Here is a 26,126-nt window from a genome sequence, read left to right as displayed (position 1 = left end):
TTCGAAAGTTTCACGCGCCCGTCCGGCGGCGGCGCAGGCCGGCGCGCACGCCGAGGCCGAGCACGACGAGTGCGAGCACGCTGCCTGCGCCCCACAGCACGCGCTCGCCGCGCGACGCGCCGCTGGCCGCCGCCTCGACGGCGGGCTCTGCGACCCCGAAATCGGCCGCGAGCAGGTCGATGTCGCTGCCGGCGCTGACGGTGAGCATCACCGGATAGGTTCCGGGCGCGGCGAACGGTGTGTCGCCGAAGCGGTAAGTGCCCGCATCGAGCGGCTCGCCGAGGCCCTTGTAGTGGCCGGATTCGAGCTCGACGCGCGCTCCGGCGACCGGCGCGTTCGTCGCGTAATCGTCGAGCATCAGCACGAGCTCGCGCCCGTGCAGTGTGCCGACGGCTTCGAACAGCTCGGAATGCGCCTCGAAGCGCGGCAGCGTCGGGCCGCCGCTGTGCGCGGGCGCTTCGTCGTGGTCGTGCCCGCCGTCGTGGCCGGGACCGGCAGCCACCGGCGCGGCGACGGCGGCGCAGAGCACGATTGCGAGTACTGCGCGCGGCAGCATGGAGAATCGGAAGGCGATCATGGCAGCAGTCCGAGAGCTTGTTGGAGGCGGGAGCGCGCGCGGCCGAGCTCGAGGCGGGCACGTTCGACACCGAGCTCGGCGTCGAAGCGTTCGTTGTCGGCGCGTAGCCGCGTCGGCAAGTCGATCTCGCCGAGGTCGAAAGCTTTCGCGAGCAGCTGCTGCGTGTCGACGGCGAGGCGGGCGCGTTCGGCGGCGAAGCGCTCCGCGTCGTGCGCACGCGAAAGTTCCGCTGCGGCGGCGTCGACGGCTGCGACGAGCCGTTCGTGCTCGAGCGCCGCTGCCGTTTCGGCCTCGACGAGTTCCGCGTTCGCCGCGGTGATGCGCGGGCGGTTGTGCGTGTCGGTGCCGAATGGCACGCGCACGCCAATGGTCGTCGTCGTCTCGTAGCGCTCGCCGGCGCGCTCGCGCTCGCGCGTGACGCCGAGGATCAGCTCCGGCGCGTCGCGGGTCTGCGCGCGCGCCTGACCGAGCCGCGCGCGGGCGAGCGCCGCGCTGCGCCGCAGCTCGACGACATCGGGATGGGCGTCGAGCGTCGCCGCGCCCACGACCTCGGGAGCGGCTTCGTCGCCGGCAGGCGCTACGGCGCCGCCGGTCAGCGCGACGTACATCCGTTGCTCGCGCCGCAGCGCGGCCCGCGCCTCGGCCTGACGCGCCAGGGCGCGCTGGACGGCGGACCGGGCGACGTTCGCGTCGATGCGGGCGAGATCGCCGGCGGCGACCCGGCGCTCGACATCGGTTGCGAGCGTTTTGGCCTCGGCAACGCGGCGCTCGGCCGCCGCTGTTTCGCCTGCTGCGAGCCGCAGCGCCCACACCGCTTCGCGCAGCGCGCCGGCGACACGCAGCCGGGCACCTGCGAGCCGCGCGTCGAGCGCCTCGCCCTCCGCGTCGACAAGCGCTCCGGCCGCCGCGCGCGCACCGGGCATCCACAGCGGCAGTTCGAGCTCGGCTTCGAGCTCGCGCTCGCCGGCGTCGCGGTTCAAGCGGTCGGAGCGTTGCGTCACCGTCAGGTTCGGCGGCGCCGGCATCCAGCTCGCCGCAGCGTCGCGTCGCGCCGCCTGCTCGTCGCGCCGCGCCGTGCCGGCGCGTGCCGCGACGCTGCGCTGCCACGCGGCGTCGAACGCGTCGCGAAAGCCGCCGGCCGTCGCATCGTGCGCCGCGAGGGGCTGCGCCGGCAACGGCGAGGCTGCCGCGATACCGACGAGCAGCAGCAGGCGGCGCCACGCGGCGCCGTGCGGAAACTTCATTTTGGGACTCCGCGCGGAAAAGGCCGGCGGTTACGCCGCGTCATGTCGCCGGACCGCCGGCGACCGCTTCGGCGCGTGGCGCGAGGGCGGGACGCCGCCTCTCCCGGCGCAGCTGCCACTGCTTGACGAGCGCATAGAGCGCGGGGATCACGCCGAGCGTCAGCACCGTCGACGAGATCATGCCGCCAACCATCGGCGCGGCGATGCGGCTCATGACTTCGGAGCCGGTGCCGGTGCCCCACATGATCGGCAGCAGGCCCGCCATGATCGCGACGACGGTCATCATTTTCGGCCGCACGCGCTCGACCGCGCCTTCCATGATCGCTTCGTACAGGTCGGCCACCGTCGGCTCCCGGCCGGCCGCGAGGCGCTGCGCGCGGATCGCTTCCCACGCGTGATCGAGGTAGATCAGCATCACGACGCCGGTCTCCGCGGCGACGCCGGCGAGCGCGATGAAGCCGACTGCGACCGCGACGCTCATCTGGTAGCCGAGCCCCCACATCAACCACACGCCGCCGACGAGCGCGAACGGCACCGACAGCATGACGATCAAAGTCTCGGTCAGGCGCCGGAAATTGAGGTACAGCAGCACGAAAATCAGCCCGAGCGTCAGCGGCAGCACGATCTTCATTTTCTCCTTCGCCCGCTCCATGTACTCGAACTGGCCGCTCCACGTCGCGTAAGTGCCCGGCGGGAACGTCACCTGTTCGGCGACGGCCTGCTGCGCGCGCTTGACGAACGCGCCGAGGTCGGCGTCACGGGTGTCGACATACACGTACGCGGCGAGCAGCGCGTTTTCGGTGCGGATGCCGGGCGAGCCGCGCGCGAGGCGCACATCGGCGAGCTGGCCGAGCGGGATCGGGCCGCTCGCGGTCGGCACGTACACTTCGGCTGAGATGCGCTGCGGGTCGTCACGCAGGCCGCGCGGGTAACGCACGGTGACGTTGTAGCGCTCGAGCCCTTCGACCGCGGTCGTCACCATGTCGCCGCCGAGCGCGGTCGCGACGACTTCCTGCAGCGCATTGACCGTCAGGCCGTAGCGCGCGAGCTGGTCGCGGCGCGGCACGATGTCGAGGTAGTAGCCGCCGCTGACGCGCTCGGCGTACGCGCTGGAGGCGCCGGGCACGTTGCGCACCGCGGCTTCGACGTCCTTCGCAACCTGCTCGATCGTCGCCAGATCGTTGCCGAACACCTTGACGCCGATCGGCGTGCGAATGCCGGTCGCGAGCATGTCGAGCCGCGCCTTGATCGGCATCGTCCAGGAGTTCGCGACGCCGGGAAACTTCAGCGCCGCGTCCATCTCGGCGATCAGCTTGTCGGTCGTCATGCCCGGCCGCCAGTCCGCTTGCGGCTTGAGGTTCACGACCGTCTCGAACATCTCGAGCGGGGCCGGGTCGGTCGCCGACAGCGCGCGGCCGGCTTTGCCATACACCGATTCGACTTCGGGGAACGTCTTGATGATGCGGTTCGTCGTCGCCAGGAGGCGCCCGGCTTCGGTCACCGACATGCCGGGCAGCGCTGCCGGCATGTAGAAAAGGGTGCCTTCGTTCAACGTCGGCATGAACTCCGAGCCGAGCTGGCGAGCCGGGAACACCGTCACCGCCATCGCCGCGAGCGCGGCGACGAGCGTCAGCACCTTGTGACGCATCACCCCGCGGATGATCGGCCGGTAGACCCAGATCAGGAAACGGTTCACCGGGTTCTTCGCTTCTGGCAGGATGCGCCCGCGCACGAAGAACAACATCAGCACCGGCACGAGCGTCACCGACAACAGCGCTGCGCCGGCCATCGCGAACGTCTTCGTGAACGCGAGCGGCGAGAACATCCGCCCTTCCTGTCCTTCGAGCGTGAACACCGGCAGGAACGACACCGTGATGATCAACAGCGAAAAGAACAGCGCCGGCCCGACTTCCTTGCACGCGAGGATGATCGTCGCCGAGCGCTCGGCCTGCGTCGCATTGTCGGGGAGGTGTTCGAGCCGCTTGTGCGCGTTCTCGATCATGACGATCGCCGCATCGACCATCGCGCCGATCGCGATCGCGATGCCGCCGAGGCTCATGATGTTCGAGCCCAGATCGAGGGCGCGCATCGCGATGAACGCGATCAGGATGCCGAGCGGCAGCGTGATGATCGCGACGAAGGCGCTGCGGACGTGCAGCAGGAAGATCACGCACACTGCGGCGACAATCAGGCTCTCTTCGAGCAGCGTCCATTTGAGGTTCCCGATCGCGCGCTCGATCAACGTCGAGCGGTCGTAGACCGGCACGATCTCGGCGCCTTCGGGGAGCCCCGGTGCGATCTCGGCGATCTTCGCCTTGACGTTCGCGATGACGTCGAGCGCGTTCTGGCCGAAGCGCGCCATGACGATGCCGGAGGCGACTTCGCCTTCGCCGTTCAATTCGGCGATGCCGCGGCGCTCGGCCGGCACGAGTTCGACGCGGCCGATGTCGGCGACACGCACCGGCGTGCCGCCTTCGCTTTTCAGCACGAGGTTCGCGATGTCGTCGGCGCCACCGAGATAGCCGCGGCCGCGCACCATGTATTCCTTCTCGGCCATCTCGACGACGCGTCCGCCGACGTCGCGGTTCGACTCGCGGATCACGCGGCTGACGTCGTCGAGCGCGAGGCCGAAGGTCGCGAGCCGGTGCGGGTCGACGGTGACCTGGTATTCGCGCACGAAGCCGCCGACGCTCGCGACTTCCGACACGCCGCCGGCTTTCGTCAGCTGGTAGCGGATGTACCAGTCCTGCAGGCTCCTCGTCTCGGCGAGCGACAGGTTCTTGCCGGTGACGGCGTATTGATAGACCCAGCCGACGCCGGTCGCATCCGGCCCGATCTGCGGCGCGACGCCGGCAGGCAGGCGCCCGGCGACCGACGAAAGATATTCGAGCACGCGCGAGCGCGCCCAGTAGATGTCGGTGCCGTCCTCGAAAATCACGTAGACGTAGGATGCGCCGAACATCGAGAAGCCGCGCACGACTTTCGCGCGCGGCACCGCGAGCATCGACGTCGTCAGCGGATACGTGACCTGGTCCTCGACGACCTGCGGCGCCTGGCCGGGGAAGTCGGTGAACACGATCACCTGCACGTCGGAGAGATCCGGCAGCGCGTCGAGCGGCGTGTTCTTGACCGCGTACAGTCCGCCGCCGATGACGAACAGCGTCGCGAGCAGCACGAGGAAGACGTTCTTCGCGGACCAGTCGATGAGGCGGTCGAGCATGTCAGTGGCTCCCGTGCGCCGCCGGTTTCCCGGCTGCGCCTTGCGATGCCTTCTCGATGCGCGTGACGACGAATTCGCCCGGTTCGCCCTGCTCGAACTCGAAGCGGACCGGCGTGCCGGGCGCGAGGCCGGCGACGAGGTCGGGCGACGCCACCGCGAAGTCCATCGTCATCGCCGGCCATTGCAGCGCGGGGATGTCGCCGTGCGTCAGCGTGACGGTGTTCGTCGCCGGATCCACGGCGTCGAACGTCCCTTCGGCTTCGTAGGTTTCCGGCGCCGTGTCCGCTGCCGGCGGGGCGTCAGTCAGGTTCGACAGCGCCGCTTTCAGCTGGCTTTCGGAATCGATGAGGAAGTTCGCCGACGTGACGACGCGGTCGCCGGCTTCGACGCCTTCGAGCACTTCGACGTGCTCGGTGCCGCGCTCGCCGAGGCGCACCGGCTGCGGCCTGAAACGGCCTTCGTCGAGCGCGATCAGCACGACCTGGCGCACGCCGTCATCGATGACCGCGGACGTCGGCACCGTCACGCGCGGCGTCGGCGAGCCGGACGCGAGCTCGACGTGCGCGAACATGCCCGGGCGCAGCAGGCCTTCGCGGTTGTCGAGTTCGACGCGGATGCGCGTGCTGCGCGTCTCGACGTTCAGCGTCGGGTACAGATAGCCGACTTTCGCGTCGAAGCGGCGGTCCGGGAACGCATCGAGCGTCACGCTCGCCGGCTGGCCGACGCGCACGCGCGCGAGATCGCGCTCGAAGATGTCGGCGATGACCCACACTTTCGACAGATCGGCGATGCGATAGACTGCTTCGCCGGGCATGAAGCGCGCGCCCTGCACCGCGTTCTTCTCGAGCACGACGCCGTTCGCCGGTGCATGGAAAGTCTGGCGCTGCGCGCCATCGCCACTTTTGCCGCCGCCCGACGTGGCGACCTGCCAGTTGTGCAGGCGGTCACGCGTCGCGTCGGCGAGTCGGCGCGCCGCTTCCGCTGCGATCGGGTCGGTCGCAGCGCTGTCGCGGGCGAGCCGCTCGGCGATGCGCAGCTCCTCGCTGGCCGATTGCAGCTCCGGGCTGTAGATCGTGAACAGCGGCTGGCCGCGGCGCACCGGGTCGCCGACCGCATTGACGTGCAGGCGCTCGATCCAGCCTTCGAAGCGCGGCGCGACGTCGACGACCGCGCGCTCGTTGAGCTCGAGGCGCCCGACCGCGCGCACTGCGGCATCGACGACGCGCATCTCGGCGACCGCGGTCTTCACGCCGAGCGTCTGCACGCGTGCCGGGCTGACGACGACGGCGCCGCTGTCGTCGGGCTTGTCGTCGGCATAGACCGGGAGGTAGTCCATGCCCATCGAGTCCTTCTTCGGCACCGGTGACGTGTCGGGCAGGCCCATCGGGTTGCGGTAATAGAGGATCTCGCGTTCGCTGCCGGCGCCTGCGGCCGTGTTTTCAGCGACTGTCGTCGTGCCGCCGGCCGCGGGAGCGTCGTCGCTGCGGCTCCCCGCCCAGTAGCCGGCGCCGAGCGCGAGCGCGACGGCGAATGCCGCGAGGGATAGTCGTACGGCGGACTTCACGGCTGTTCTCCTGCAAGTTTTTCGATTTCGGCGAGCGCCATGCGGGTCTCGACGTCAGCCTGCAGCAGCGCCACGCGCGTATCGACGAGCTGGCGCTCGGCTTCGAGCACGGTGTCGAAGTCGACGCGCCCCGTCGAGAACGCCGCACGGGTCGCATCGCGCGTCGCTTCGGCCTGCGGCATCAGCGTGCCGCGCAGGAGCTGCAGCGTCTCGCGCCCGGAAGTGTATGCGGCGTATGCGCTGCCGAGTTCGCCGAGGAGCGTCGCTTCGGCCGCCGCGCGCCGCGCATTGGCTGCGGTCACCATCAGTGCGGCTTCGCGTTCGCGTGCGCGGCGCGCCGACTGCTGCAGCGGGATCATCATTTCGAACATCACGTCCCACGAGTTTTCGCCGCCGCGCGGGCGGTTGTTCGTCAGCCCGACGCTGAAGTCCGGATAGCGGTCGCGCCACGTGCGGTCACGGTCGAGGCGGGCCGCGTCGATGCCGCGCGCTTCGGCCGCGATCGCCGGATGAGTCGCACGGGTGCGTTCGACGAGGGGCGCGAGCGCAATCGCCTGCGGCAGCGGCGCCGGTTCGTGTGGCGCCGCGAGGGCGCTGCCGGGCGCGCGTCCGAGCAGCGCGTTCAGCGCCGACGCCGTGGCGCGGCGACGCTGTTCGACGCCGACGAGCGCGAGCCGCTGCGACGTGATCTCGCGCTGCGCGCGCAGCACCGCCTGCTGCGGCAGCAGGCCGAGGCGGTAGCGCGACAGCGTGATCTCTTCGAGACTCTGCAGCAAGGCCAGCGCGTCGCGGTTGAGCCCCGCTTCGCGGTCGGCCGCGTAATAGCGCAGCCACCCCGCCTTGATCTCGGCAGCCACGTTCGCCCATGCCGCATCGCGCGCCGCCTCTGCCTGGTCCGCGCGCGCGCCCGCCGCACGCTCGGCGAGCTCGCGCTTGCCCCACGCCGGCAGCGGCTGGATGACGCGATAGCGCGTTTCGCCGACTTCGCCCGGCACGAGCGTCGTCGGGCCGCCGCGCATGCGGTTCGTGAAGTCCATCAGCTCGACTTGGAAGCTCGGGTCGGGCAGCGCGCCGGCGGGCTCGACACGTTCGCGCGCGGCGGCCGCTTCGGCGCGGTCGACGGCGAAAGCCGGGTTGTTCATCCGCGCGTATTCGATCAGGCCGGGGAGGTCGGCGCCGAGGGGAGCCGCGGCGGCGGAGAGCGGCGCGGCGTCCTGCGCGTGGGCGAAAGCGCTCGCCGCGAGCACGGCGATGCCCGCGGCCCGACGCAGGGAACGCAGGCCGGCGATAAGCGGTTTCATCGGATGTCCGGAAAAAGTGGGGTGGCCGGAGCCGCTGGGCGGGGCAGGTGGGCGAAGGCGAAACGGCGGGTCGGCCGAGCCGCAGGCGCAAGGTCGCGCGGCTCTCGCGGCGTCGCGCCTGTTTCGCCGTTATTCCTTCGCCCTTATTTGGCGGCCTCCAGCTTCGTCACCGTGAACACCCCGTCGACGCGCTGTGCGGCGAAGCGGATCCTGTCGCCCTCCCGGACCGCGTCGAGCATCGACGGGTCGGTCGCGCGAAAGGTCATCGTCATCGGCGGCATGCCGAGGTTCTCGAGCGGGCCGTGGTTGATCGTGATCTTGCCGGCGGCCTTGTCGACTTTCTTGACGGTGCCTTCCGACAGGGAAGCTTTCGCGTCGGCGACGGGCATCGTGGCGCCGTGAGCGGCATCGTGTCCGTGCCCGTTCATGGCAAACGCCGGACCGGCGCTCGTGAGCGTGGCGAGGAGGGCGAACGTGGCGAGGGGGCGGGTGAGGTCGCGGGTGAGGGGCATCATCGATCCTGTTTTCCGGTGAGTGGAATGAAGTATGAGTTCGTAATACCGACTGGAGGCTGACGCGAAGATTACATTTTTGTCAGCAACGGGCCGGGTCGTGACGCAGCGAGGCGCGGGCCGGCAGGAGGAAATATGCGATATGGGTTAATCGGCGGGCTCCATCCGGGAGCGAATTCTTGTACAGGACGTTCCCGCTGTCGAGCGCAACGGCGCGTTTCCCCGTCCCTTCCCCGACGCTCCGCCCCCCCCCGTGAAAGGGGGCGCGCCGCCGGCGGCCGTGCGGCAGATTGTCGCTGTGGCGCGGCTCGGCCGGAGCGTGCAGGCACGGCGCCGGCATCGCAGCCGCAAGCGCAACGAACGAAGGAGACCTGGCATGCGCATCGTGTGTATCGGCGGCGGACCCGCAGGACTGTATTTCGCGCTCCTGATGAAGAAGCTGAACCCGGCGCACGAGATCGCCGTCGTCGAGCGCAACCGGCCGTACGACACGTTCGGCTGGGGCGTCGTGTTCTCGGACGCGACGATGGACAACATGCGCGAATGGGACCCGGTGACGGCCGACGCGATCCAGGTCGCGTTCAACCACTGGGACGACATCGAACTGCATTTCAAGGGCCGCACGATCCGCAGCGGCGGCCACGGGTTCGTCGGCATCGGGCGCAAGAAGATGCTCAACATCCTGCAGGCGCGCTGCGAGGAACTCGGCGTCGAGCTGGTGTTCGACCGCGATGTCGAGTCGGACAGCGAGTTTCCCGACGCCGATCTCATCATCGCGGCCGACGGCATCAACTCGCGCATCCGCAACAAGTACGCCGAAGTGTTCAAGCCGGACATCGTCACGCGGCCGAACCGCTACATCTGGCTCGGCACGAACCAGCTTTTCGACGCGTTCACGTTCCTCTTCGAGAAGACCGAGCACGGCTGGTTTCAGGCGCACGTCTACAAGTTCGACGACACGACGACGACTTTCATCGTTGAATGCCCGGAGCATGTCTGGAAAGCGCACGGGCTCGACCGCGCGGACCAGGAGCAGTCGATCGCGTTCTGCGAGCAGCTGTTCGCGAAACACCTCGACGGCCACCCGCTGATGACGAACGCGCGCCACCTGCGCGGCTCGGCGTGGCTGAACTTCCAGCGCGTCAAGTGTGAGCAGTGGCACCACGACAACGGCGCGAGCCACGTCGTGCTGATGGGCGACGCCGTGCACACGGCGCATTTCGCGATCGGCTCGGGCACGAAGCTCGCGCTCGAGGACGCGATCGAGCTCACGCGCCTGTTCCGCGACGAAGGCGACACGCCGCAGCACATCCCGGCGGTGCTCGCGCGCTACCAGGCCGCGCGCAACATCGACGTGCTGCGGCTGCAGAACGCCGCGTGGAACGCGATGGAATGGTTCGAAGTGTGCGGTGCGCGCTACTGCGATACGCTCGAGCCCGAGCAGTTCATGTACTCGATGCTGACGCGCTCGCAGCGCATCTCGCACGAGAACCTGCGGCTGCGCGACGCGACGTGGCTCGAAGGTTACGAGCGCTGGTTCGCGAACCACGCGGGGCTGCCGATCGAAGGCGGCGCGGCGCCGCCGCCGATGTTCACGCCGTTCCGGCTGCGCAATCTCACGCTCGCGAACCGCATCGTCGTGTCGCCGATGGCGATGTACTCGGCCGACGACGGCAGCGCGAACGACTTCCACCTCGTGCATTTTGGCGCGCGCGCGCTCGGCGGGGCGGGGCTGCTGTACACGGAAATGACGTGCGTGTCGCCCGACGCGCGCATCACCCCGGGCTGCGCCGGCATGTACAAGCCCGAGCACGTCAATGCATGGAAGCGCGTCGTCGATTTCGTCCACGCGAATTCGGCGGCGAAAATGGGCATCCAGCTCGGCCACGCCGGGCGCAAAGGCGCGACGAAGCTCGCGTGGGAAGGCATCGACGAGCCGCTGGAGTCCGGCGCGTGGCCGCTGATGTCGGCGTCGCCACTGCCGTACCTGGCGCATTCGCAGGTGCCGCGCGCGATGACGCGCGACGACATGGAGCGCGTGCGCGACGACTTCGTCCGCGCAACGAAGATGGCCGCCGAAGCGGGTTTCGACATCCTCGAACTGCACTGCGCGCACGGCTACCTGCTGTCGAGCTTCCTGTCGCCGCTGACGAACCGGCGCAGTGACGAATTCGGCGGCGGACACGAAAACCGCGCACGCTTCCCGCTCGAAGTGTTCCGCGCGATGCGCGCCGTGTGGCCTTCGAACCGTCCGATGTCGGTGCGGCTGTCGTGCCACGACTGGTTCCCCGGCGGCAACACCGCCGACGACGCGGTCGCGTTCGCGCGCCTCTTCAGGGACGCCGGCGCCGACCTCATCGACTGCTCGTCGGGCCAGGTGTGGAAAGGCGACCGGCCGGTCTATGGACGCATGTACCAGACCCCGTTCGCCGACCGCATCCGCAACGAAGCCGGCATCCCGACTGTCGCGGTCGGCGCGCTCTACGAGGCCGACCACGCGAACAGCATCATCGCCGCGGGCCGCGCGGACCTGTGCGCGATCGCGCGGCCGCATCTCGCCGATCCGGCCTGGACGCTGCATGAAGCGGCGAAGATCGGCTTCGACGACGTCGCGTGGCCGAAACAGTATCTGTCCGCGCGCAGCCAGTACGAAACGAATCTGCGGCGCGGGTAGGGAGCCGATCTTGCTTCGGACGTGAGCCCGGGCGCGGCACGAAATGCGGCTGGCCCGGTCTAACCGGACAGTTTTGCGTGCTGTGCCCGATGTAACCCGTTAACGCGGAGGAATTCCGACGTCACATCGGCGGCCGCGGGCAGCCCCGCGGGATTCCTTTGCTCGCACCCGGGGGGTTCATGACATATTGTGTCGCCATGCGGCTGGATGCAGGTCTCGTCTTCCTGTCCGACTCCCGTACCTATGCCGGCGTCGATCACATCAACACTTTCCGCAAAATGCATTTCTTCGAGCGCCACGGCGAACGGGTGCTCGTGCTGATGACCGCGGGAAACCTGTCGATCAGCCAGTCGGTCGTCAACACGCTGCGCGAACGGATCGAGTCGGGCGGGGGGAGGAACCTGTGCAACGTGCCGACGATGTTCGAGGCAGCCAAGCACGTCGGCGACTGCCTGCGCGAAGTTCACGCGCGTGATGCCGAATCGCTGAAGGAGTTCGGCGTCGATTTTTCGGCCGGGCTGCTGCTCGGGGGCCAGATAAGCGGCGAAGAGCCGCGCCTGTTCCAGCTCTATGCGGCCGGCAACTTCACCGAGGCGACGCAGGAGACGCCGTATTTCCAGATCGGCGAATCGAAGTACGGCAAGCCGATCATCGTGCGCATCATCACGCACGCGACGTCGCTCGACGAAGCGGTGAAATGCGCGCTCGTATCGATGGACTCGAGCATCCGCTCGAACCTCTCGGTGGGCCTGCCGCTCGACTTGCTGGTCTATCAGCGCGACGCGCTGCGCGTCGGCCATTACTGCGTCATTCGCGAGGACAACGCCTATTTCGCGCTGATCCGCAAGCTCTGGAGCCAGCAGCTGCGCGAAGTTTTCAGTGCCCTGCCCAACCCGGACTGGGAGAACATCCAGGCCACGGCGGAGGCGCTGCGGCAAAACACCTGCCTCAATGCGCCGCGCAGCGAAAAACGCGAAGGCGAAAACTAGACGGGGCCGGCCGAACGATCATCATCGCTTGGCCGGCCCCCCGCCGCCCGCCAGGCTGGCGGGCGGACGGCAGAGACGCGTCCTAATCTTCCTTGTTCTTGCCGCGGCTCTCGCTCGAGCCCGACTTGCCACTCGATGAACCGGACATGCCGGAGAATCCGCCGGACGATGAGCCGCTCTGGCTGTGCTCACTACCGCTCGCCCCGCGCTGCTGGCCGGACTGCGACTGCTGCGAGGATGACTGCGACTGCGACCGGGATTGCGATTCGGACTGCACGCGGATACGGTTCTCGATATCCTGCACGCCCCAGCACTCATCGACCACATCCTCGATGCGGTGACGCATCTGACGGCTCGGCACAGTGCCTTCCAGTTCCACGCAACCTTCCTTGACGTTGATGCTCACTTCGCTGACGTCCACCCCCGGTTCTTCGACCAGGCGCTCGCATACCATTTCGCGGATGCGCTCGTCCGACCGGGCATAGTTCTTCGGCCCCTTGCGGCCGCGCGACGACAGTCCGGACTGGCCCCACGACGCTTGCATGGCGCCGTAGCCGCCGCCTGTCTGCGACGACGTCTGTGTGCCCATCATCCCCTGCTGCGGCTGCTGGCCCCAGTCCTGCTGACTCCATTCCTGCTGGCCGCGGCTGCCTTGCTGACCGAAACTGCCCTGCTGCCCGTAGCCGCCGAAACCCTGCTGCGACTGCCCGCCGAAGCCTTGCTGAGACTGCTGGCCGTATCCGCGCTGGCCGAACCCCTGCTGCGGTTGATGCTGGCCGAACCCCTGCTGGCCGTAGCCGCCCTGCTGACCATAGCTTTGCTGGCCGTAGCCTTGCTGGCCGAATCCCTGTTCGTGCTGCTGGCCCCACCCCTGCTGGCCGAACCCCTGCTGCGGCTGCTGCTGACCGTAGCCCTGCTGGCCGAAACCCTGTTCGTGTTGCCGACCCCAGCCCTGCTGTCCGTAACCCTGCTCGTGCTGGCCGTAGCCTTGCTGCCCGAACCCCTGTTCATGCTGCTGGCCCCAGTCCTGCTGGCCGAACCCCTGCTGCGGCTGCTGCTGCCTGTAGCCCTGCTGGCCGTAACCCTGGTCATACTGCTGGCCATAACCGTGTTGACCATAGCCCTGGCCGTAGCCTTGCTGCCCGTAGCCCTGCTGATGCTGGCCGTAGCCTTGCTGGCCGAATCCCTGCTGCGGCTGCTGGTGTCCCCAGCCCTGCTGACCGGACCCTTGCTGAGACTGGCGACCGCCGTACTGGCCGTATTCCTCTTCTTCGTAATCCTGCTGTCCGTAGCCCTGTTCACGCTGGCCTTTCTGACGCTGCGATTTCATGTTCTGTCTCCTCAGGTGGCGACAACAAACCGGGTTCCGAGACGCCCCGGCGGAAAAGGGACGGCTCCGGGCCGCCCATCGGTTTCCTCCCCATCCTGAGCAATAGGCGTGCCCCGGCTGCGCACAGCCAGCCGGACAAAGTGAAACGTTCGCTTCGACGGATGCAAGGTATCGGCGCTCGCCGACCGGGCAGATCAGCCGGTGCGGACGTGCGGGTCGTCCGCGCGGCGCTGGCGGGCCGCGACGCGGGCGTACCGGTCGGGAAAAACTTACAAGGACGTGTAAGTTTGCTGCCGGCTGCGCGGCGCGGGCGCTTCGCGCGACTTCTTCGCCGACTGCAGCGGCACGGGCAATGACCTCGCTATCGACCGTTCCTCGGCGACGGAACCGCTGGTCCCGTCGCGGGATGCGCGCTGATCAGCCGAGCAGCGCGCGCAGGTGGTTCGGCAGCGCGAACTGCGCGCAATGGACTGCGCCGTTGTAGTGCTGCAATGCGTGGATGCGCCGCTGCACGACGCGGCGGTCGACTTCTTCGGCATTCAGTGCGGCCGGGTCGAGCGTGTCGGAGGCGGTCGCGAAGCCCCACAGCGTGCCGTACAGCGGGACGTAGAGGAAATACGGGCGGACGATCGCGAACACCTTGCGCAGCTTCGCGACGAGCGCTTGCACGCGCTCGGGCTGGAACGCCGGTGCGCCGATGTGCAGGCTGACCGCGCCACCCGGCGCGAGCAGCGCGCGGCAACCGCGGAAAAAATCTTCCGAATACAGCGCTTCGGCAGGACCGACCGGGTCGGTGAGGTCGAGCACGATCAGGTCGAAGCGCTCGGCCGTGGCCGGAGCGTCTTCCATGACATAGCGCAAGCCGTCGCCGATGCGCAGTTCGACGCGCGGGTCGTCGAGGGCGCCGCGGTGGACGGCCTGCAGGTGCTCGCGCGCGATCTCGATCACTTTCTCGTCGAGCTCGGCGATGACGATTTTCTCCATCGTCGGCTGCTTCAGCAGCTCCTCGGCCGAGCCGCCGTCGCCGCCGCCGAGGATCAACGCCCGCGCCGGCGCCGGATGCGCGATGCACGGCACGTGGATCAGGTTCTCGTGATAATGGAACTCGTCGCGCTCGGACGTCATGAAGCAGCCGTCGAGCCGGAACAGGCGGCCGAACTGCGGGGTTTCCCAGACTTCGTACTCCTGGTAGCGCGAGCGACCTTTTTCGATCAGCTTTGCGCCGCGCGTGAAATAGCCGGCGTTGTCGTTGAGCTGCTCGAAAATCACGCCTTCGACAGCGGGGAGCGGCATTTGGCCGACTTCAGCTTTCTCGGGCAGGCGGCCGCGGACGACCTCGTGCGCGACGATCTGCGCCGGCTGCAACGCGTCGATGACGGCGCGATAGACGACGCGCGCCCGGTCGCTGTTGTCGCGCGAGAAATTGCAGACGTATACGTCGAGCGTCACACTGCCCGACTCCGGCCAGGTGTGGATGGCCACGTGGGATTCGGCCAGCACGACGGTCCCGGTCACGCCCGCCGCGGCGCCGCTTTCGTCGCGAAACTGATAGAAATAGGAGCCGAGCGGCGTCAGCCCGGCATCCCGGCATTGGGTCACGCACAGGGTTTCGAGCGCTTCGCGCTCGGTCAGCGCGGCGGCGGTGGCGCCGCAGCGATACAAGTCGGCAATCAGGTGCAGTCCGTTCATCGGTGGTTCGATATCTCGCCAGAATTTTGGATGAATGACGAAATATTAGCATGCACCAAGTATTTAATATTCCTGCAAAAGTGATCCTCGGCGGCAGCACGCGCCCGCGCCTGTTCGCCCGGAACAGGCGCGCTATTTGGGCGTCAGCTTGTCGAGGGCGCCTTGCAGCAGCCGGCGCACCACCTGCGCGTGGTGTGTCGACTCCCGCTCGCGGTCGCGGAAGTGCTGCTGCATCCCGGCGATCTGCTGCTGTTCGACGCGTTCGGCCATCCGCGCGTTGAGCGCTGCGCGCTCCTCGAGGGCGCGTACTGCGCTCCACAGCGCTTCCTCGATCACCTCGTCCTGTTCCGTGAGCAGCGATTCGAGCGTGTAGGCGTGGCCGACACGGCAGCGGAAGCGGATCAGCGCCTCGTCGCGGATTTCCCACAACGCCCCGTGGCACTCGGGACAGATGTAGGGGGCCGGCGAGGCGATGCGGCGCAGCAACTCTTCGCGGTTGGCGTCGCCCTCGGCGATCTTCGCTTCGACGACATCGATCTCCGTCTTCATGATCTCCGTGCTCGCCATGTTCGTCTCCTGTGAGGGCGGATCCGAGACAGCGGGCAGCGCGGAATGCAGGCCGGCCTGCCCGCCTGCGTTCGGGGGGACGGCGGCCGCGGGAGCAGCGGCCGGCAGGGGCTTTGCCAAGCTCACCAGTACGCGCGGGATCTCGTGCAGCGGCACGCAGTGGTCGATCTCGGTCTCGCGCAGCGCGCTCTGCGGCATCGACGGGAAAAGCGCATCGCGCGGGTCCTGGACGATCGTCGTGCCGCCGCGCAGCTTGATCGATCTCAGGCCGGCGGCGCCGTCGTACAGGTTGCCGGTGAGCACGACGCCGATCACCGCGGTGCCGTAGGCGATCGCCGCGCTGCGAAACAGCGGATCGATTGCCGGGCGCACGTTGTTCTCGCGCGGGCCTCGCGACGTATACATCCGGTCGCGCTTGAGCAGAAGGTGGAAATCCGGTGGCGCGACGTAGATACGCCCGGCGTGGATCGGCTCGCCGTCGACGGCCCTGCCGACCGGCAGCGGGCCGGCCCGCCCCAGGATTTCCGCGAGCATCGACGGGCTGTCGCGCGACAAATGCAGGACGACGAAGACGGCGGCCGGAAGATTTTCCGGCAGCGCGCGCGTGAGGCTGCGCAGCGCCTCGACCCCTCCGGCCGAAGCACCGATGACAATCACGCGAAAATGCGAAGCGTTCGTGCTGGACATGCTCTGCCCCGGTGGCGGTGGCTGGGTGCCGTCGTCGGCTAGCCGACGCGCAGCAGTTCGGCGAGTTTTTCCGGCGGCACCGGCTTGCTGAAGAAGTGCCCCTGGAATTCGTCGCAGCACTGCGCTTGCAGGAAGCTTGCCTGCTGCGCGGTCTCGACGCCTTCGGCGATCACGCGCATGTTCAGGTTCTTCGCCAGCCCGATGATCGCGCCGGTGATCGCGCCCGCGTCGCCGCCGTCGGTGAGGTCGCGCACGAAGGACTGGTCGATCTTCAGCTTGCTGATCGGAAAGCGGCGCAGATAGCTCAGCGACGAGTAGCCGGTGCCGAAGTCGTCGATCGCCATCCGCACGCCCATTTTCTTGAGCTCGCCCATCAGGCTGGAAGTCGCGACGTGATCGTGCATCAGCACGCTTTCGGTCAGCTCCAGCTCCAGCGTACCGGGCTCGATCGCGCTCACGGCGAGCAGCCGACGGATCAGGTCGAGCAGGTTCTTCTGCGAGAACTGCAGCGCCGAGATGTTCACCGACACCGTGATCTTCTTCAGCCCGGCATCGCGCCACGCGCGCGCCTGCTGGCACGCGCGTTCGAGCACCCACGCGCCGATCGGCACGATCAGCCCGGTTTCCTCCGCGACCGGAATGAACTGTGCGGGCGTGACGAGACCGCGTTGAGGATGCTGCCAGCGCAGCAGCGCCTCCGCGCCGACGATGCAGCCGCTGAGGTCGAACTGCGGCTGGAACATGAGCCTGAACTCGCCGCGTTCGATCGCCTGGTGCAGGTCGTTCTCGAGCGCGAGCCGCTCGAGCGCGTGCGCGTTCATGTCGGCAGTGAAGAACTGGAACTGGTTGCGCCCGCTGGCTTTCGAGCGGTACATCGCAATGTCGGCGTTGCGGATCAGCGTGTCCGGGTCCGTCGCGTCGTCGGGGAACACGCTGATGCCGATGCTGAACGTGACGTTCAGCACGTAGCCATTGACGGCGATGCTCTGTTCCATCGCCTCGACGATCTTCCCCGCGACATGCGCCGCCTGTTCGGCCGAGTCGACGTGCGGCAGCATCACGATGAATTCGTCGCCGCCGCGGCGCGCCACCGTGTCGTCGTCGCGCACGCTGGCCTTGAGGCGCTTGGCGACTTCCTGCAGCAGGTGGTCGCCGACGAGGTGGCCGAGCGAATCGTTGATCGTCTTGAAGCGATCGAGGTCGAGGAACAGCACCGCGGCGCGCGTCTCCTCGCGCGCCGCGTGGGTGAGGGCCTGCTGCATGCGGTCCTGCAGCAGCGCGCGGTTCGGCAACAGCGTCAGCGGGTCGTAATGGGCGAGGAACTGGATGCGCGACGCGGCGGCGCGCTGGTCGGTGATTTCAGTGTAGATCGCGATGCAGTTATCGATGCCGCCGGCCTCGTTGCGCACCGCGTGGATCGTCATCCATTCGTTGTAGATCTCGCCGTTCTTGCGGCGATTGCTGATCTCGCCGCTCCACGACCCGTTGCGTTCGATCGCGCTCCACATCTCGCGGTAGAAATCGCGGTCATGGCGGCCCGAGGCGAGCAGTTTCGGGTTGCGGCCGAGCACTTCGTCGGCGGAGTAGCCGGTGACCGAAGTGAAGGCGCGATTGACCGACACGATGCGGTTGAGGCTGTCGGTGATCATGATCGCGTCGGTGCTGCGCTCGAACACCTGGGCGATCAGGTTGAGGCGGTCTTCTTCGCGTTTGCGGTCGCTCAGATCGACGAACGCGGTGCGGCACAGGCGCCCGCTGCCGTACTGCGTAAATGCGATGCTCTCGAGCCGCACGTGGCGGATCGGACTCTCGGACGCCAGCGCCGTGCGCAGCGGCAGGTGGTCGAACACGCGGCCCGACTCCGACATCACGCGGCGCAGGTGGCGAAACAGCTGCGCCACCGCGCCGTCCGGCACCCAGCCGCTCAGCGGCATGCCGATCACCTGCGCGCGGTCGTGCCCGAGCAGGCGCGCGCCGGTCAGGTTGATCTCGAGGATCACGCCGCTCTCGTCGAGCGTCATGTAGCCGACCGGGGCGAAATCGTAGAGGTCGCTGTAGCGGTCGCGCGCGTCCTCGAGCGCCCGCCGCGCCTCGACGAGTTCCGTGTTCTGCGCTTCCAGCTCGATCTGGTGCACCCGCAGCTCCTCGACGAGGGACGACGCGTCCGGGGCGCTGCGCAGCGCTGCGAGGCGGGTTTCGAGCTCGCGGATGCGCGCGACCAGCTCGCTCTGGGACTTGTCGTTTTCGCCATATCCGTCCATGCCTACTCCTTGTGCGCGAGGCCGGCGTCATCGCCGCCGCCCTCGATCTGCATCAGCGCGAGGAATGGCGGCCCCGAGGCCGTGTCGATCGGCCGGCCGCTGATGCGCAAACGGCGCCGACCGATGCTCTCGAAGTCATGCTCGACGACGAAATCCTCGAAGCCCTGGCCGCGCGTGCATACTCCTTCGAGTGCCTGGCGCAGCCGCGGGATCCCCCACTGCCCGTTGCCCAGATGATAAAGAAGGTTGCCGACCGTCTCCGCGGGGGCGACGCGGAACGTGTCGAGAAACGCCGGGTTCGTCGACACGACCTTGAGGTTCCGGTCGACCACCAGCAACGGGTGGCGGATCGCATCGACGATGCCTTGCGCGTAGTCGCGGGCCTCCTGCGCGATCTGCAGCGTGCGCTTGGTGTCGTCGATATCGATGAACGCGACGACCGCGCCTTCGATGCGGCTCTCGAGCGTCTTGTACGGCCGCATGCGCAGCAAATACCAGCGCCCGTCGCGCGCCTGGCTTTCGACCTCCTGCACCGTGGCGGTGTCGATGACCTGTGCGATGAGCTTTGGCAGATCCGGCACCTGGATGCCGAGTTCGATGTCGGCGATCGCCCGTCCGATGTCCGAGTCATCGAGATTGAGGTGCTTGGCGGCCAGCGGCGTGTAGCGGCGGACGCGCAGGTCGGTGCCGAGGATCACGATCGGAACGTTGACACTGCCGAGCAGGTTCGAGAGGTCGTTGTTGAGCTGCGACAGCTCGCGGTTGCGCGTCTCCAGCTCCTCGTTGACGGTGGACAACTCCTCGTTGACCGACTGCAGCTCTTCCTTGGCGGTTTCGAGCTCTTCGTTGGTGCTTTGCAACTCTTCGTTGCTCGACAGGATCTCCTCGTTCGCCGAGCGCAGTTCCTCGTTGATCGTCTCGTCCTGCTCGATCACCGACTGCAGGTATTCCCGAGTCGTCGCCAGCTCGTGTTCGAGCATCGCCAGCCGTTCCTCGTGTTGCGCACCCGGCGCGCTCGCGCTTCCCGCGGCGAGCTGCGCGCCGGGCGTCGCGCGGAAGACGACGAGAAAGAATCCCGGCGCGGCACCGTCGAGCGGCGCGACTTCGATCTCGACGAGCAGCGTCTTGTCGTCGCGCCGCAACGCGAGGCCTTCCTTGCGCGTCGCGGCGCGCGTCCTGAATGCTTCCCCGACGATCTCGCGCAGCTCCATCGCGAGCCCGTCGCGCGCCATGCGCAGCAGGTTGAAACTCGCGTCGCCCGCTGCGGGTTCGAGAAACTCGCCGGTCTGGCCGCGGAACTGCACGATGTCCATCTGCTCGTTGATGACGACGCTCGCCGGACAGTATTTCTTCATCAGCAGCCGGTCGACGGCCTTCGCCAGGTCGCGACCGGCGAGCGGCGCCGCGCGTTCGTGCGCGGGCGGTTCGGCGACGCTGAACGACGCCGACAGTGGTGCGCAGAAATCGAGCTGCAGCGCCGTCGCGATCGCTTTCTTGACGTCGATCTTGTGCTTCGTGTCGATCGCCCGGTACATGTCGGCGTGCTTGCCGATGGTCTCGGCACTGCCGAGCAGCAGGAAGCCGGTCGGCTTGAGCGCGTAGTGGAACAGCGCCAGCACTTTCTTCTGCAGCACCGGCCCGAGGTAGATCAGGAGGTTGCGGCAGCTGATCAGGTCGAGGCGCGAGAACGGCGGATCCTTGACGACGTTCTGTTTCGCGAACAGGCACATGTCGCGGATCTGCTTGCTGATCAGGTAGCCCTGCTCGCTGTGCGTGAAGTGGCGCGCGAGCCGGGTCGGCGGCACGTCGGCGGCGATGCTGTCGGGGAAAACTCCGACGCGCGCAGTGTCGATCGCGTGCGTGTCGATGTCGGTCGCGAAAATCTGGACCGGCAGGTTGACGCCCGCTTCCTCCATGCCTTCGAGCAGCGCGATCGCGATCGAATACGGCTCCTCGCCGGTCGAGCAGCCCGGCACCCAGATGCGCACCGGGTCGCCGCCGTTGGCGCATCGTTCGATGATCCGGGGCAGGATTTCGCGCCTCAGCGCGTCGAACACTCCCGGGTCGCGAAAGAACGCGGTGACGTTGATCAGGATCTCGTTGTAGAGCGTGTCGATCTCGGCCGGGCGCTCGTGCAGCAGCCTGACGTAGTCGGCGAGCCGGTCGAGGCGGTGAACGAGCATGCGGCGCTGGATGCGGCGATGGATCGTCGTGTGCTTGTACTGGACGAAGTCGACGCCGGTGCGCCGGCGCAGCAGGATGAAGAGCTTGTCGAGGTGGCGCTCGTCGTCCGGCGGAACGGCCGGCGCCGCGGGCGGCGCTGCGGCAACCCGCCCGCCGAGACGCGCGAGTTCGTGGGCGATCTGGGCCGGAGGCAGCACGAAATCGACGCAGCCGCTCGCGATCGCCGCGTCCGGCATGCTGCTGTAACGGGCGCTGGCCGGGTCCTCGGCGAACGTGATGCCGCCTTCGGCCTTGATCATCTTCATGCCGGTCACGCCGTCCGACGCGGCGCCCGACAGGATGACGCCGATCGCGCGGCTGCCCTGGTCCTGCGCGAGCGAGCGCAGGAAATAGTCCACGGTCAGCGGCGGTGCGCGCATCTCGGAAAGCGGCATCAGGTGCAGCACGCCGCCGAGGATCGCCAGGCTGGTGTTCGGCGGAATCACATAGACGTGATCCGGCTCGACGCGCATGCCGTCGCCCGCCTCGCTGACCGGCAGGGGCGTGCGCCCCGCGAGCAGGCTGGCGAGGATGCTGGGGTGTGTCGGATCCAGATGCTGGACCAGCACGTAGGCCATGCCGAGGTCCGGCGCGAGATGGTCGAAGAACTCGCTGAAAGCTTCGAGGCCTCCGGCCGAAGCGCCGATGCCGACGATCGGGAACGCCGCCGGCCGCGCGGACGCACCGCGATCGTCGGCATCGTGGTTCTGTTCATTCATGATTGGTTCCCCCCCCCCGCCCTGCGAGCAACGCCAGGACGGAGCGGGGATGCGGTTGAAACGATGCGAGGCACAACGGTCGATGGACCCGCCCCCGCCTCTTGTGCCTATCGACTCTGGATAGACCGGTCGAGGCCTCGGCAGCGCCCTTCGACAAGCTCAGGGCGAACGGTTGTATTTGATCGCCTTGATAACCCGGCAGCAAATACCGTTCGGACTGAGCCCTTCGATTTCGCTCAGGACCGGCCGGTCGAAGCCATCGCCCTTCGACAAGCTCAGCGCGAACGTTTGTATTGGATTGCCTTTTGCATAGTAACAGCCGGCTTCACGTTGCCGGGCTCCTGCGCGGACTTCCTGCCATCCGGTGTCACGTAAGCGGGGAAATTTTATACGAGTTCACCTTCCGGGCCGCTTTCGGGCTGTATCGCAACTTCCCGGAATTTTCGGGATAGGCGATGGATGCAGCGGATAGCGCCGAAGCCGGCGCGCCGGCATCAATGGCGGTATCCGCAACAGGTCCCTCCGCGCGCCGGGTGAAAGCATGACCCGAATCGGCTTTTGGCGTTCCTCGAGCGGCGTTCCTGCGCGTCCGAACGCGCCTGTCCGGCGCGCGGGAAAAGGTTTCACGGCTCGATGAACCGGGGCGATCGTCCCTTTTTCTCCACTCACGTCTCGCGAAGGAGTCACTCCATGAGTAGTCGAATATTGCCGGACTTCGATCTTCTGCTGCCGAAAAGCCTTGCGGAAGCGGTCGAGCTGCTGGCGACGCACCGGCAGCGCCTCACCGTGATGGCGGGCGGCACCGACGTGCTGGTCGCGATGAAGTTCACGCAGTCGCCGGAATACGTCATGAGCCTCGATGGCATCCCCGGGCTCGGATACGTCGTGTTCGATGCGTCGAAAGGCCTGCGCATCGGCGCAAAAGCGACGATCGCGGACCTGCTGGCGCAGCCGGAAGTCAAAGAGCATTACCCGGCGCTGTGGCACGCCGCCGAGATCTTCGCGACCGGCCAGGTGCGCAACACCGCGACCGTGCTCGGCAACCTGCTGCGCGCATCGCCCGCCGGCGACTGCAGCTGCGCGATCTACGCGATCGGCGGCAAGCTCGTGCTGCAGCGCGCGGCCGGCCGGCGCGAAGTCGATATCGACGACTTCTGGCTGTCGTACGGCGTCACTGCGCGCGCGCCCGACGAGCTCGCCGTCGAACTCGTGCTGCCGCCGCCGGCGATCGGCGCGCGCGGCGCTTTCAAGCGCATGACGCGCACGAACGACGACCTGTCGAAGCTCAACGTCGCGGTGCAGCTCGAGATGCTCGGCAACACCTGCGTCGAGGCGCGCTTCGCGATGGGCTGCGTCGCGCCGACGCCGCTGCGGCTCAAGAACACCGAAGCGCTGCTCAGAGGCCGCGAGCTCACCGCCGAGCTGCTCGCGCGCCTCGTCGAGTCGGTGCCGTCGGAAATCAGCCCGATCGACGACAAGCGTTCGACCGCCGAATACCGCTGCCAGGTTTCCGGCGTTTTGTTGAAGCGCGCGATCGAGGAAGCGTGCCGCGCCGCCTGACCGAACCGAACCGACCCGACCGACTTGAATCGGCGGGCGGCCGATCTTCACGAGGAGACAGGAATGAAGGATGCAGCGATCACGCTCCATATCAATGGAGAGGAATACAAGCTCAATGTCGCCGTCAATCGCACGCTGCTCGAAGTGCTGCGCGACCAGCTCGGCATGACCGAGACCAAATACGGCTGCGGCACCGGCGAATGCGGCGCCTGTACGGTGCTCGTCGACGACCGCGCGATCAATTCGTGCCTCGCGCTCGCGGCGACGATGGACGGCAAGCGCATCACGACCGCAGCCGGGTTCGCGCAGTTCGGCGAGCTCAACCACATCCAGCAGGCGTTCAACGACGAAGCGGCGATCCAGTGCGGCTACTGCACGCCGGGGATGATCGTGAAGACCGCGAGCCTGCTGGCGAAGAACCCGGACCCGAGCGAGCACGAAATCCGCCATGCGCTCGAAGGCAACATCTGCCGCTGCACGGGCTACGAAAAAATCGTCAAGGCGGTGCAGAAGGCCGCGCGCACCGCGCCGGGACGCCCGATCAAGGCGGACACGGCCTGTCAGGAGGTGGCGCAATGAACGCGGAAACCATCGTCGGCACGAGCGCGCAGCGCGTCGACGTCAAGGACAAGGCGACCGGCCAGGCGCTCTACGCGGCCGACATCCAGCTCCCCGGCATGCTGTACGGCAAAGTGGTGCGCTGCTGGGAGCATGCGCACGCGCGCGTCGTCCGCCTCGACCTGTCGCAGGCGGCGAAATCGCCCGGCGTCGTCAAAGTGCTGGGCCCCGCGGACGTCACGTCGAACAAATACAACTCCTCCGTCATGGACCTGATGGTCTCCGCGCAGCTGCACGACATGCTCGGTGACATCGACGACCAGGACATCTTCACGACGCACGTCAAATACCAGGGCGACGCGATCTGCGGAATCATCGCGCGATCCGAAGAGGCCGCCGAGCGCGCCGCGGCGAAAGTCATCGTCGAATACGAGCCGCTGCCGGTGTACCTGACCGCGGAAGCGTCGAAGCAGCCCGATGCGATCCAGTTCACGCCGCAAAAACCGGGCAACCGCGCGTTCCAGCTGCCTGAAGCGATGTTCCCCGGCAACGCGCTCGGCGGCGGCGACGTCGAGGCGGCGATGCAGGACGCCGACATCGTCGTCGAGGACGTGTTCTACGTGCCGAAGCAGAAGCAATGCCAGATGGAGCCGCACGCGTACATCGCCAAGCTCGACAACGCCGGGCGGCTGACGTGCTGGACGTCGTCGCAGATGCCCAAGCTCGTGCAGGCGAAGCTCGCCAAGCTGTTCGAGCTGCCGATGAGCCGCGTCAAGATCAACGCGACCGTGATCGGCGGCGGCTTCGGCGCGCGGCTCGGGATGATTTCGGAGCCGCAAGCGTGCGCGATGGCGATGGCGGTGCCCGGCCACCCGGTCAAGCTGCAGACGCTGCGCGAGGAAGACTGGGCGATCTCGCCGAGCCGCCACCCGGGCAAGTACTGGATGAAAATCGGGCTCAGGAAAGACGGCACGCCGCTCGCGTGCGACGCGCGTTTCGAGAACTACAAAGGTGCTTATTACCTCGACGCGTCGGGCACCGCTTTCACTGCCGGCGCGTGGCTCGGGGGCATGTACAAGTTCCCGGCGCTGCGCTACAAGGGCGAGTCGTACTTCACGAACCAGGGCCTGACCGGCGCGTTCCGCGGCTACGGCAACCCGCAGACGAACTTCGCGCTCGAGCAGCTGATCGATCGCGCGTGCGCGCAGGTCGGCGCCGATCCGGTCGAATGGCGCAAGAAATGGCACAAAGGCGTCGGCGACGACGGCTGGTGCGCGGGCGTGCCTTACCCGTCGTGCGCGCTCGACGAATGCCTCGACCGCGGCGCGGCGGCGATCGACTGGGCGGCGAAACGCCGCAAATATGCGAACCAGACCGGCGTGAAGCGCCGCGGAATCGGCTGCGCGGTGATGAACCACACCAGCGGCGCGATGCCGATGCTGCTCGAACACACCGTGTGCACCGTCAAGATCAACGAGGACGCGACGGCCGAAGTGATTTTCGCGTGCTCGGACATGGGGCAGGGCTCGCACACCGCGCTGAAGCAGATCGCCGCCGAGACGCTCGGCTTCCCGTTCGGCGACGTGCAGCTCGCGAATCCGGGGTCGGACGCCGGCTTCGACATCGGCGCGCACGCGAGCCGCACGATCTACGTCGGCGGCGCGGCAGTGAAAGCCGCGTGTGAGGACGCGAAGCGGCAGCTTCTCGCCCGCGCGAGCGAAGCGCTGCAGGTGCCCGCCGACGAGATCGACATCCGCGACAAGAAGATTTTCGCGAAGAGCGACCCGGCGCGCTCGATCGACGTCGAGCGCATCACGCGTGCCGGCGTGTACCATTTCATCGATCCGATGACCGGCAAGCCGGAAGGCGCGCCCGGACAGATCCAGGGCTACGTGAGCTTCTTCGCGCCGCACAACTCGCCGCCTTTCGGTGCGTCGTTCGCCGAAGTCGAAGTCGATACCGAGACCGGTGAAGTGCGCGTGCTCGAGCTCGTCAACGCGCACGACATCGGCCGCGCGATCAACCCGGCGGCCGTCGAAGGGCAGCTCGAAGGCGGCATCCAGCAAGGACTCGGCTTCGTGCTGAGCGAGGAGACGTACTACGATAACCAGGGGCGGATGCTCAACAACAGCTTCACCGACTACAAGATGTTCGGTCCGAGCGACATGCCGAAGATCAAGACGATCCTCGTCGAGAACGCCGATCCGGTCGGGCCGTTCGGCGCGAAAAGCGTCGGCGAATCGGGGCTCGTGAGCCCGGTCGGAGCGGTCGCGAACGCGATCTATCACGCCCTCGGCATCCAGTTCATGGAAGCGCCGATCACGCCCGAGAAAGTGTTGAAAGGCATCAACGAGAAAGGGCTGGGCGGGTTGCGCGAACGCGCGGGTGCTCGCTATTAACCCGGCAACCAAATACCGTTCGGGCTGAGCCCTTCGACAAGCTCAGGGCGAA

General features: G+C 67.6%; 16 protein-coding genes and 1 pseudogene. 5 read left to right on the top strand and 12 right to left on the bottom strand.

Features of this window, described 5'->3' with window-relative positions; genetic code table 11:
• Window positions 1-10 precede the first annotated feature (10 nt).
• From PA01_06640 to PA01_06615, 6 genes are all read right to left on the bottom strand, one after another.
• Window positions 11-577: a hypothetical protein gene (locus PA01_06640; GenBank protein ID KON81326.2), complete on the bottom strand. Its 567-nt coding sequence runs from the start codon at window positions 575-577 to the stop codon at window positions 11-13.
• Complete coding sequence (locus PA01_06635; protein KON81325.1) at window positions 574-1,821, bottom strand: TolC family protein; 1,248 nt, start codon at window positions 1,819-1,821, stop codon at window positions 574-576. The genes PA01_06640 and PA01_06635 overlap by 4 nt, the downstream gene beginning before the upstream one ends.
• Before the next feature lie 40 nt (window positions 1,822-1,861).
• The gene (locus PA01_06630; protein KON81324.1) at window positions 1,862-5,041 is read right to left on the bottom strand and encodes a CusA/CzcA family heavy metal efflux RND transporter; all 3,180 of its coding nucleotides are present in this window, start codon (window positions 5,039-5,041) and stop codon (window positions 1,862-1,864) included.
• 1 nt (window position 5,042) lies between these two features.
• On the bottom strand, window positions 5,043-6,605 hold the full coding sequence (locus PA01_06625; protein KON81323.1) for an efflux RND transporter periplasmic adaptor subunit: 1,563 nt from the start codon (window positions 6,603-6,605) through the stop codon (window positions 5,043-5,045).
• Window positions 6,602-7,906 (bottom strand): TolC family protein, encoded by a 1,305-nt coding sequence (locus PA01_06620; protein KON81322.1) that lies wholly within the window; start codon window positions 7,904-7,906, stop codon window positions 6,602-6,604. The genes PA01_06625 and PA01_06620 overlap by 4 nt, the downstream gene beginning before the upstream one ends.
• A 143-nt stretch (window positions 7,907-8,049) precedes the next feature.
• Window positions 8,050-8,421 (bottom strand): copper-binding protein, encoded by a 372-nt coding sequence (locus tag PA01_06615; protein ID KON82354.2) that lies wholly within the window; start codon window positions 8,419-8,421, stop codon window positions 8,050-8,052.
• 373 nt (window positions 8,422-8,794) lie between these two features.
• Here PA01_06615 and PA01_06610 point away from each other — a divergent pair, with 373 nt between their 5' ends.
• Window positions 8,795-11,092, top strand: coding sequence for a bifunctional salicylyl-CoA 5-hydroxylase/oxidoreductase (locus PA01_06610; protein ID KON81321.1), 2,298 nt, complete (start codon window positions 8,795-8,797; stop codon window positions 11,090-11,092).
• 179 nt (window positions 11,093-11,271) lie between these two features.
• Window positions 11,272-12,081 carry a proteasome-type protease gene (locus PA01_06605; GenBank protein ID KON81320.1) on the top strand — a complete coding sequence of 270 codons (810 nt, stop codon included), beginning with the start codon at window positions 11,272-11,274 and terminating at the stop codon, window positions 12,079-12,081.
• Between the two features lie 82 nt (window positions 12,082-12,163).
• Here PA01_06605 and PA01_06600 read toward each other — a convergent pair whose 3' ends face one another.
• The 6 genes and pseudogenes from PA01_06600 to PA01_06580 all read right to left on the bottom strand — a co-directional run bounded on the left by PA01_06600 (window position 12,164) and on the right by PA01_06580 (window position 21,557).
• Window positions 12,164-13,411 carry a BON domain-containing protein gene (locus PA01_06600; GenBank protein KON81319.1) on the bottom strand — a complete coding sequence of 416 codons (1,248 nt, stop codon included), beginning with the start codon at window positions 13,409-13,411 and terminating at the stop codon, window positions 12,164-12,166.
• A gap of 417 nt (window positions 13,412-13,828) precedes the next feature.
• Window positions 13,829-14,704 (bottom strand): polyamine aminopropyltransferase, encoded by an 876-nt coding sequence (gene speE, locus PA01_06595; protein ID KON81318.2) that lies wholly within the window; start codon window positions 14,702-14,704, stop codon window positions 13,829-13,831.
• 90 nt (window positions 14,705-14,794) lie between these two features.
• Window positions 14,795-15,100: pseudogene (gene speD / locus PA01_18655) on the bottom strand (adenosylmethionine decarboxylase).
• Window positions 15,101-15,232: 132 nt separating this feature from the next.
• Window positions 15,233-16,354: a chemotaxis protein CheB gene (locus PA01_06590; protein KON81317.1), complete on the bottom strand. Its 1,122-nt coding sequence runs from the start codon at window positions 16,352-16,354 to the stop codon at window positions 15,233-15,235.
• Window positions 16,355-16,392: 38 nt separating this feature from the next.
• Entirely contained in the window at window positions 16,393-18,615 is a 2,223-nt protein-coding gene (locus PA01_06585; protein ID KON81316.1) for an EAL domain-containing protein, read from the bottom strand.
• 2 nt (window positions 18,616-18,617) lie between these two features.
• The gene (locus PA01_06580; protein KON81315.1) at window positions 18,618-21,557 is read right to left on the bottom strand and encodes a PAS domain-containing protein; all 2,940 of its coding nucleotides are present in this window, start codon (window positions 21,555-21,557) and stop codon (window positions 18,618-18,620) included.
• Window positions 21,558-22,247: 690 nt separating this feature from the next.
• Between PA01_06580 and PA01_06575 the strand changes: the two genes are divergently transcribed.
• The 3 genes from PA01_06575 (at window position 22,248) to PA01_06565 (ending at window position 26,074) form a co-directional block, all read left to right on the top strand.
• The gene (locus tag PA01_06575; protein ID KON81314.1) at window positions 22,248-23,117 is read left to right on the top strand and encodes an FAD binding domain-containing protein; all 870 of its coding nucleotides are present in this window, start codon (window positions 22,248-22,250) and stop codon (window positions 23,115-23,117) included.
• Between the two features lie 63 nt (window positions 23,118-23,180).
• Window positions 23,181-23,696, top strand: a complete 516-nt coding sequence (locus PA01_06570) for a (2Fe-2S)-binding protein (GenBank protein KON81313.1) — start codon at window positions 23,181-23,183, stop codon at window positions 23,694-23,696.
• Complete coding sequence (locus PA01_06565) at window positions 23,693-26,074, top strand: molybdopterin-dependent oxidoreductase (GenBank protein KON81312.1); 2,382 nt, start codon at window positions 23,693-23,695, stop codon at window positions 26,072-26,074. The genes PA01_06570 and PA01_06565 overlap by 4 nt, the downstream gene beginning before the upstream one ends.
• Window positions 26,075-26,126 lie beyond the last annotated feature (52 nt).

The organism is Azoarcus sp. PA01 (assembly GCA_001274695.2).
GTDB lineage: Bacteria > Pseudomonadota > Gammaproteobacteria > Burkholderiales > Rhodocyclaceae > Aromatoleum.
Note: the sequence above shows the minus strand (reverse complement) of the source record. Positions and strands in the feature narration are given on the sequence as shown.

Coding starts and splice junctions, on each gene's coding strand:
- PA01_06630 (KON81324.1), bottom strand. CDS start 5,041: ATGCTCGACCGCCTCATCGACTGGTCCGCGAAGAACGTCTTCCTCGTG.
- PA01_06640 (KON81326.2), bottom strand. CDS start 577: ATGATCGCCTTCCGATTCTCCATGCTGCCGCGCGCAGTACTCGCAATC.
- speE (KON81318.2), bottom strand. CDS start 14,704: ATGCCGCTCCCCGCTGTCGAAGGCGTGATTTTCGAGCAGCTCAACGAC.
- PA01_06635 (KON81325.1), bottom strand. CDS start 1,821: ATGAAGTTTCCGCACGGCGCCGCGTGGCGCCGCCTGCTGCTGCTCGTC.
- PA01_06575 (KON81314.1), top strand. CDS start 22,248: ATGAGTAGTCGAATATTGCCGGACTTCGATCTTCTGCTGCCGAAAAGC.
- PA01_06605 (KON81320.1), top strand. CDS start 11,272: ATGACATATTGTGTCGCCATGCGGCTGGATGCAGGTCTCGTCTTCCTG.
- PA01_06615 (KON82354.2), bottom strand. CDS start 8,421: ATGATGCCCCTCACCCGCGACCTCACCCGCCCCCTCGCCACGTTCGCC.
- PA01_06590 (KON81317.1), bottom strand. CDS start 16,354: ATGTCCAGCACGAACGCTTCGCATTTTCGCGTGATTGTCATCGGTGCT.
- PA01_06600 (KON81319.1), bottom strand. CDS start 13,411: ATGAAATCGCAGCGTCAGAAAGGCCAGCGTGAACAGGGCTACGGACAG.
- PA01_06585 (KON81316.1), bottom strand. CDS start 18,615: ATGGACGGATATGGCGAAAACGACAAGTCCCAGAGCGAGCTGGTCGCG.
- PA01_06620 (KON81322.1), bottom strand. CDS start 7,906: ATGAAACCGCTTATCGCCGGCCTGCGTTCCCTGCGTCGGGCCGCGGGC.
- PA01_06565 (KON81312.1), top strand. CDS start 23,693: ATGAACGCGGAAACCATCGTCGGCACGAGCGCGCAGCGCGTCGACGTC.
- PA01_06580 (KON81315.1), bottom strand. CDS start 21,557: ATGAATGAACAGAACCACGATGCCGACGATCGCGGTGCGTCCGCGCGG.
- PA01_06570 (KON81313.1), top strand. CDS start 23,181: ATGAAGGATGCAGCGATCACGCTCCATATCAATGGAGAGGAATACAAG.
- PA01_06610 (KON81321.1), top strand. CDS start 8,795: ATGCGCATCGTGTGTATCGGCGGCGGACCCGCAGGACTGTATTTCGCG.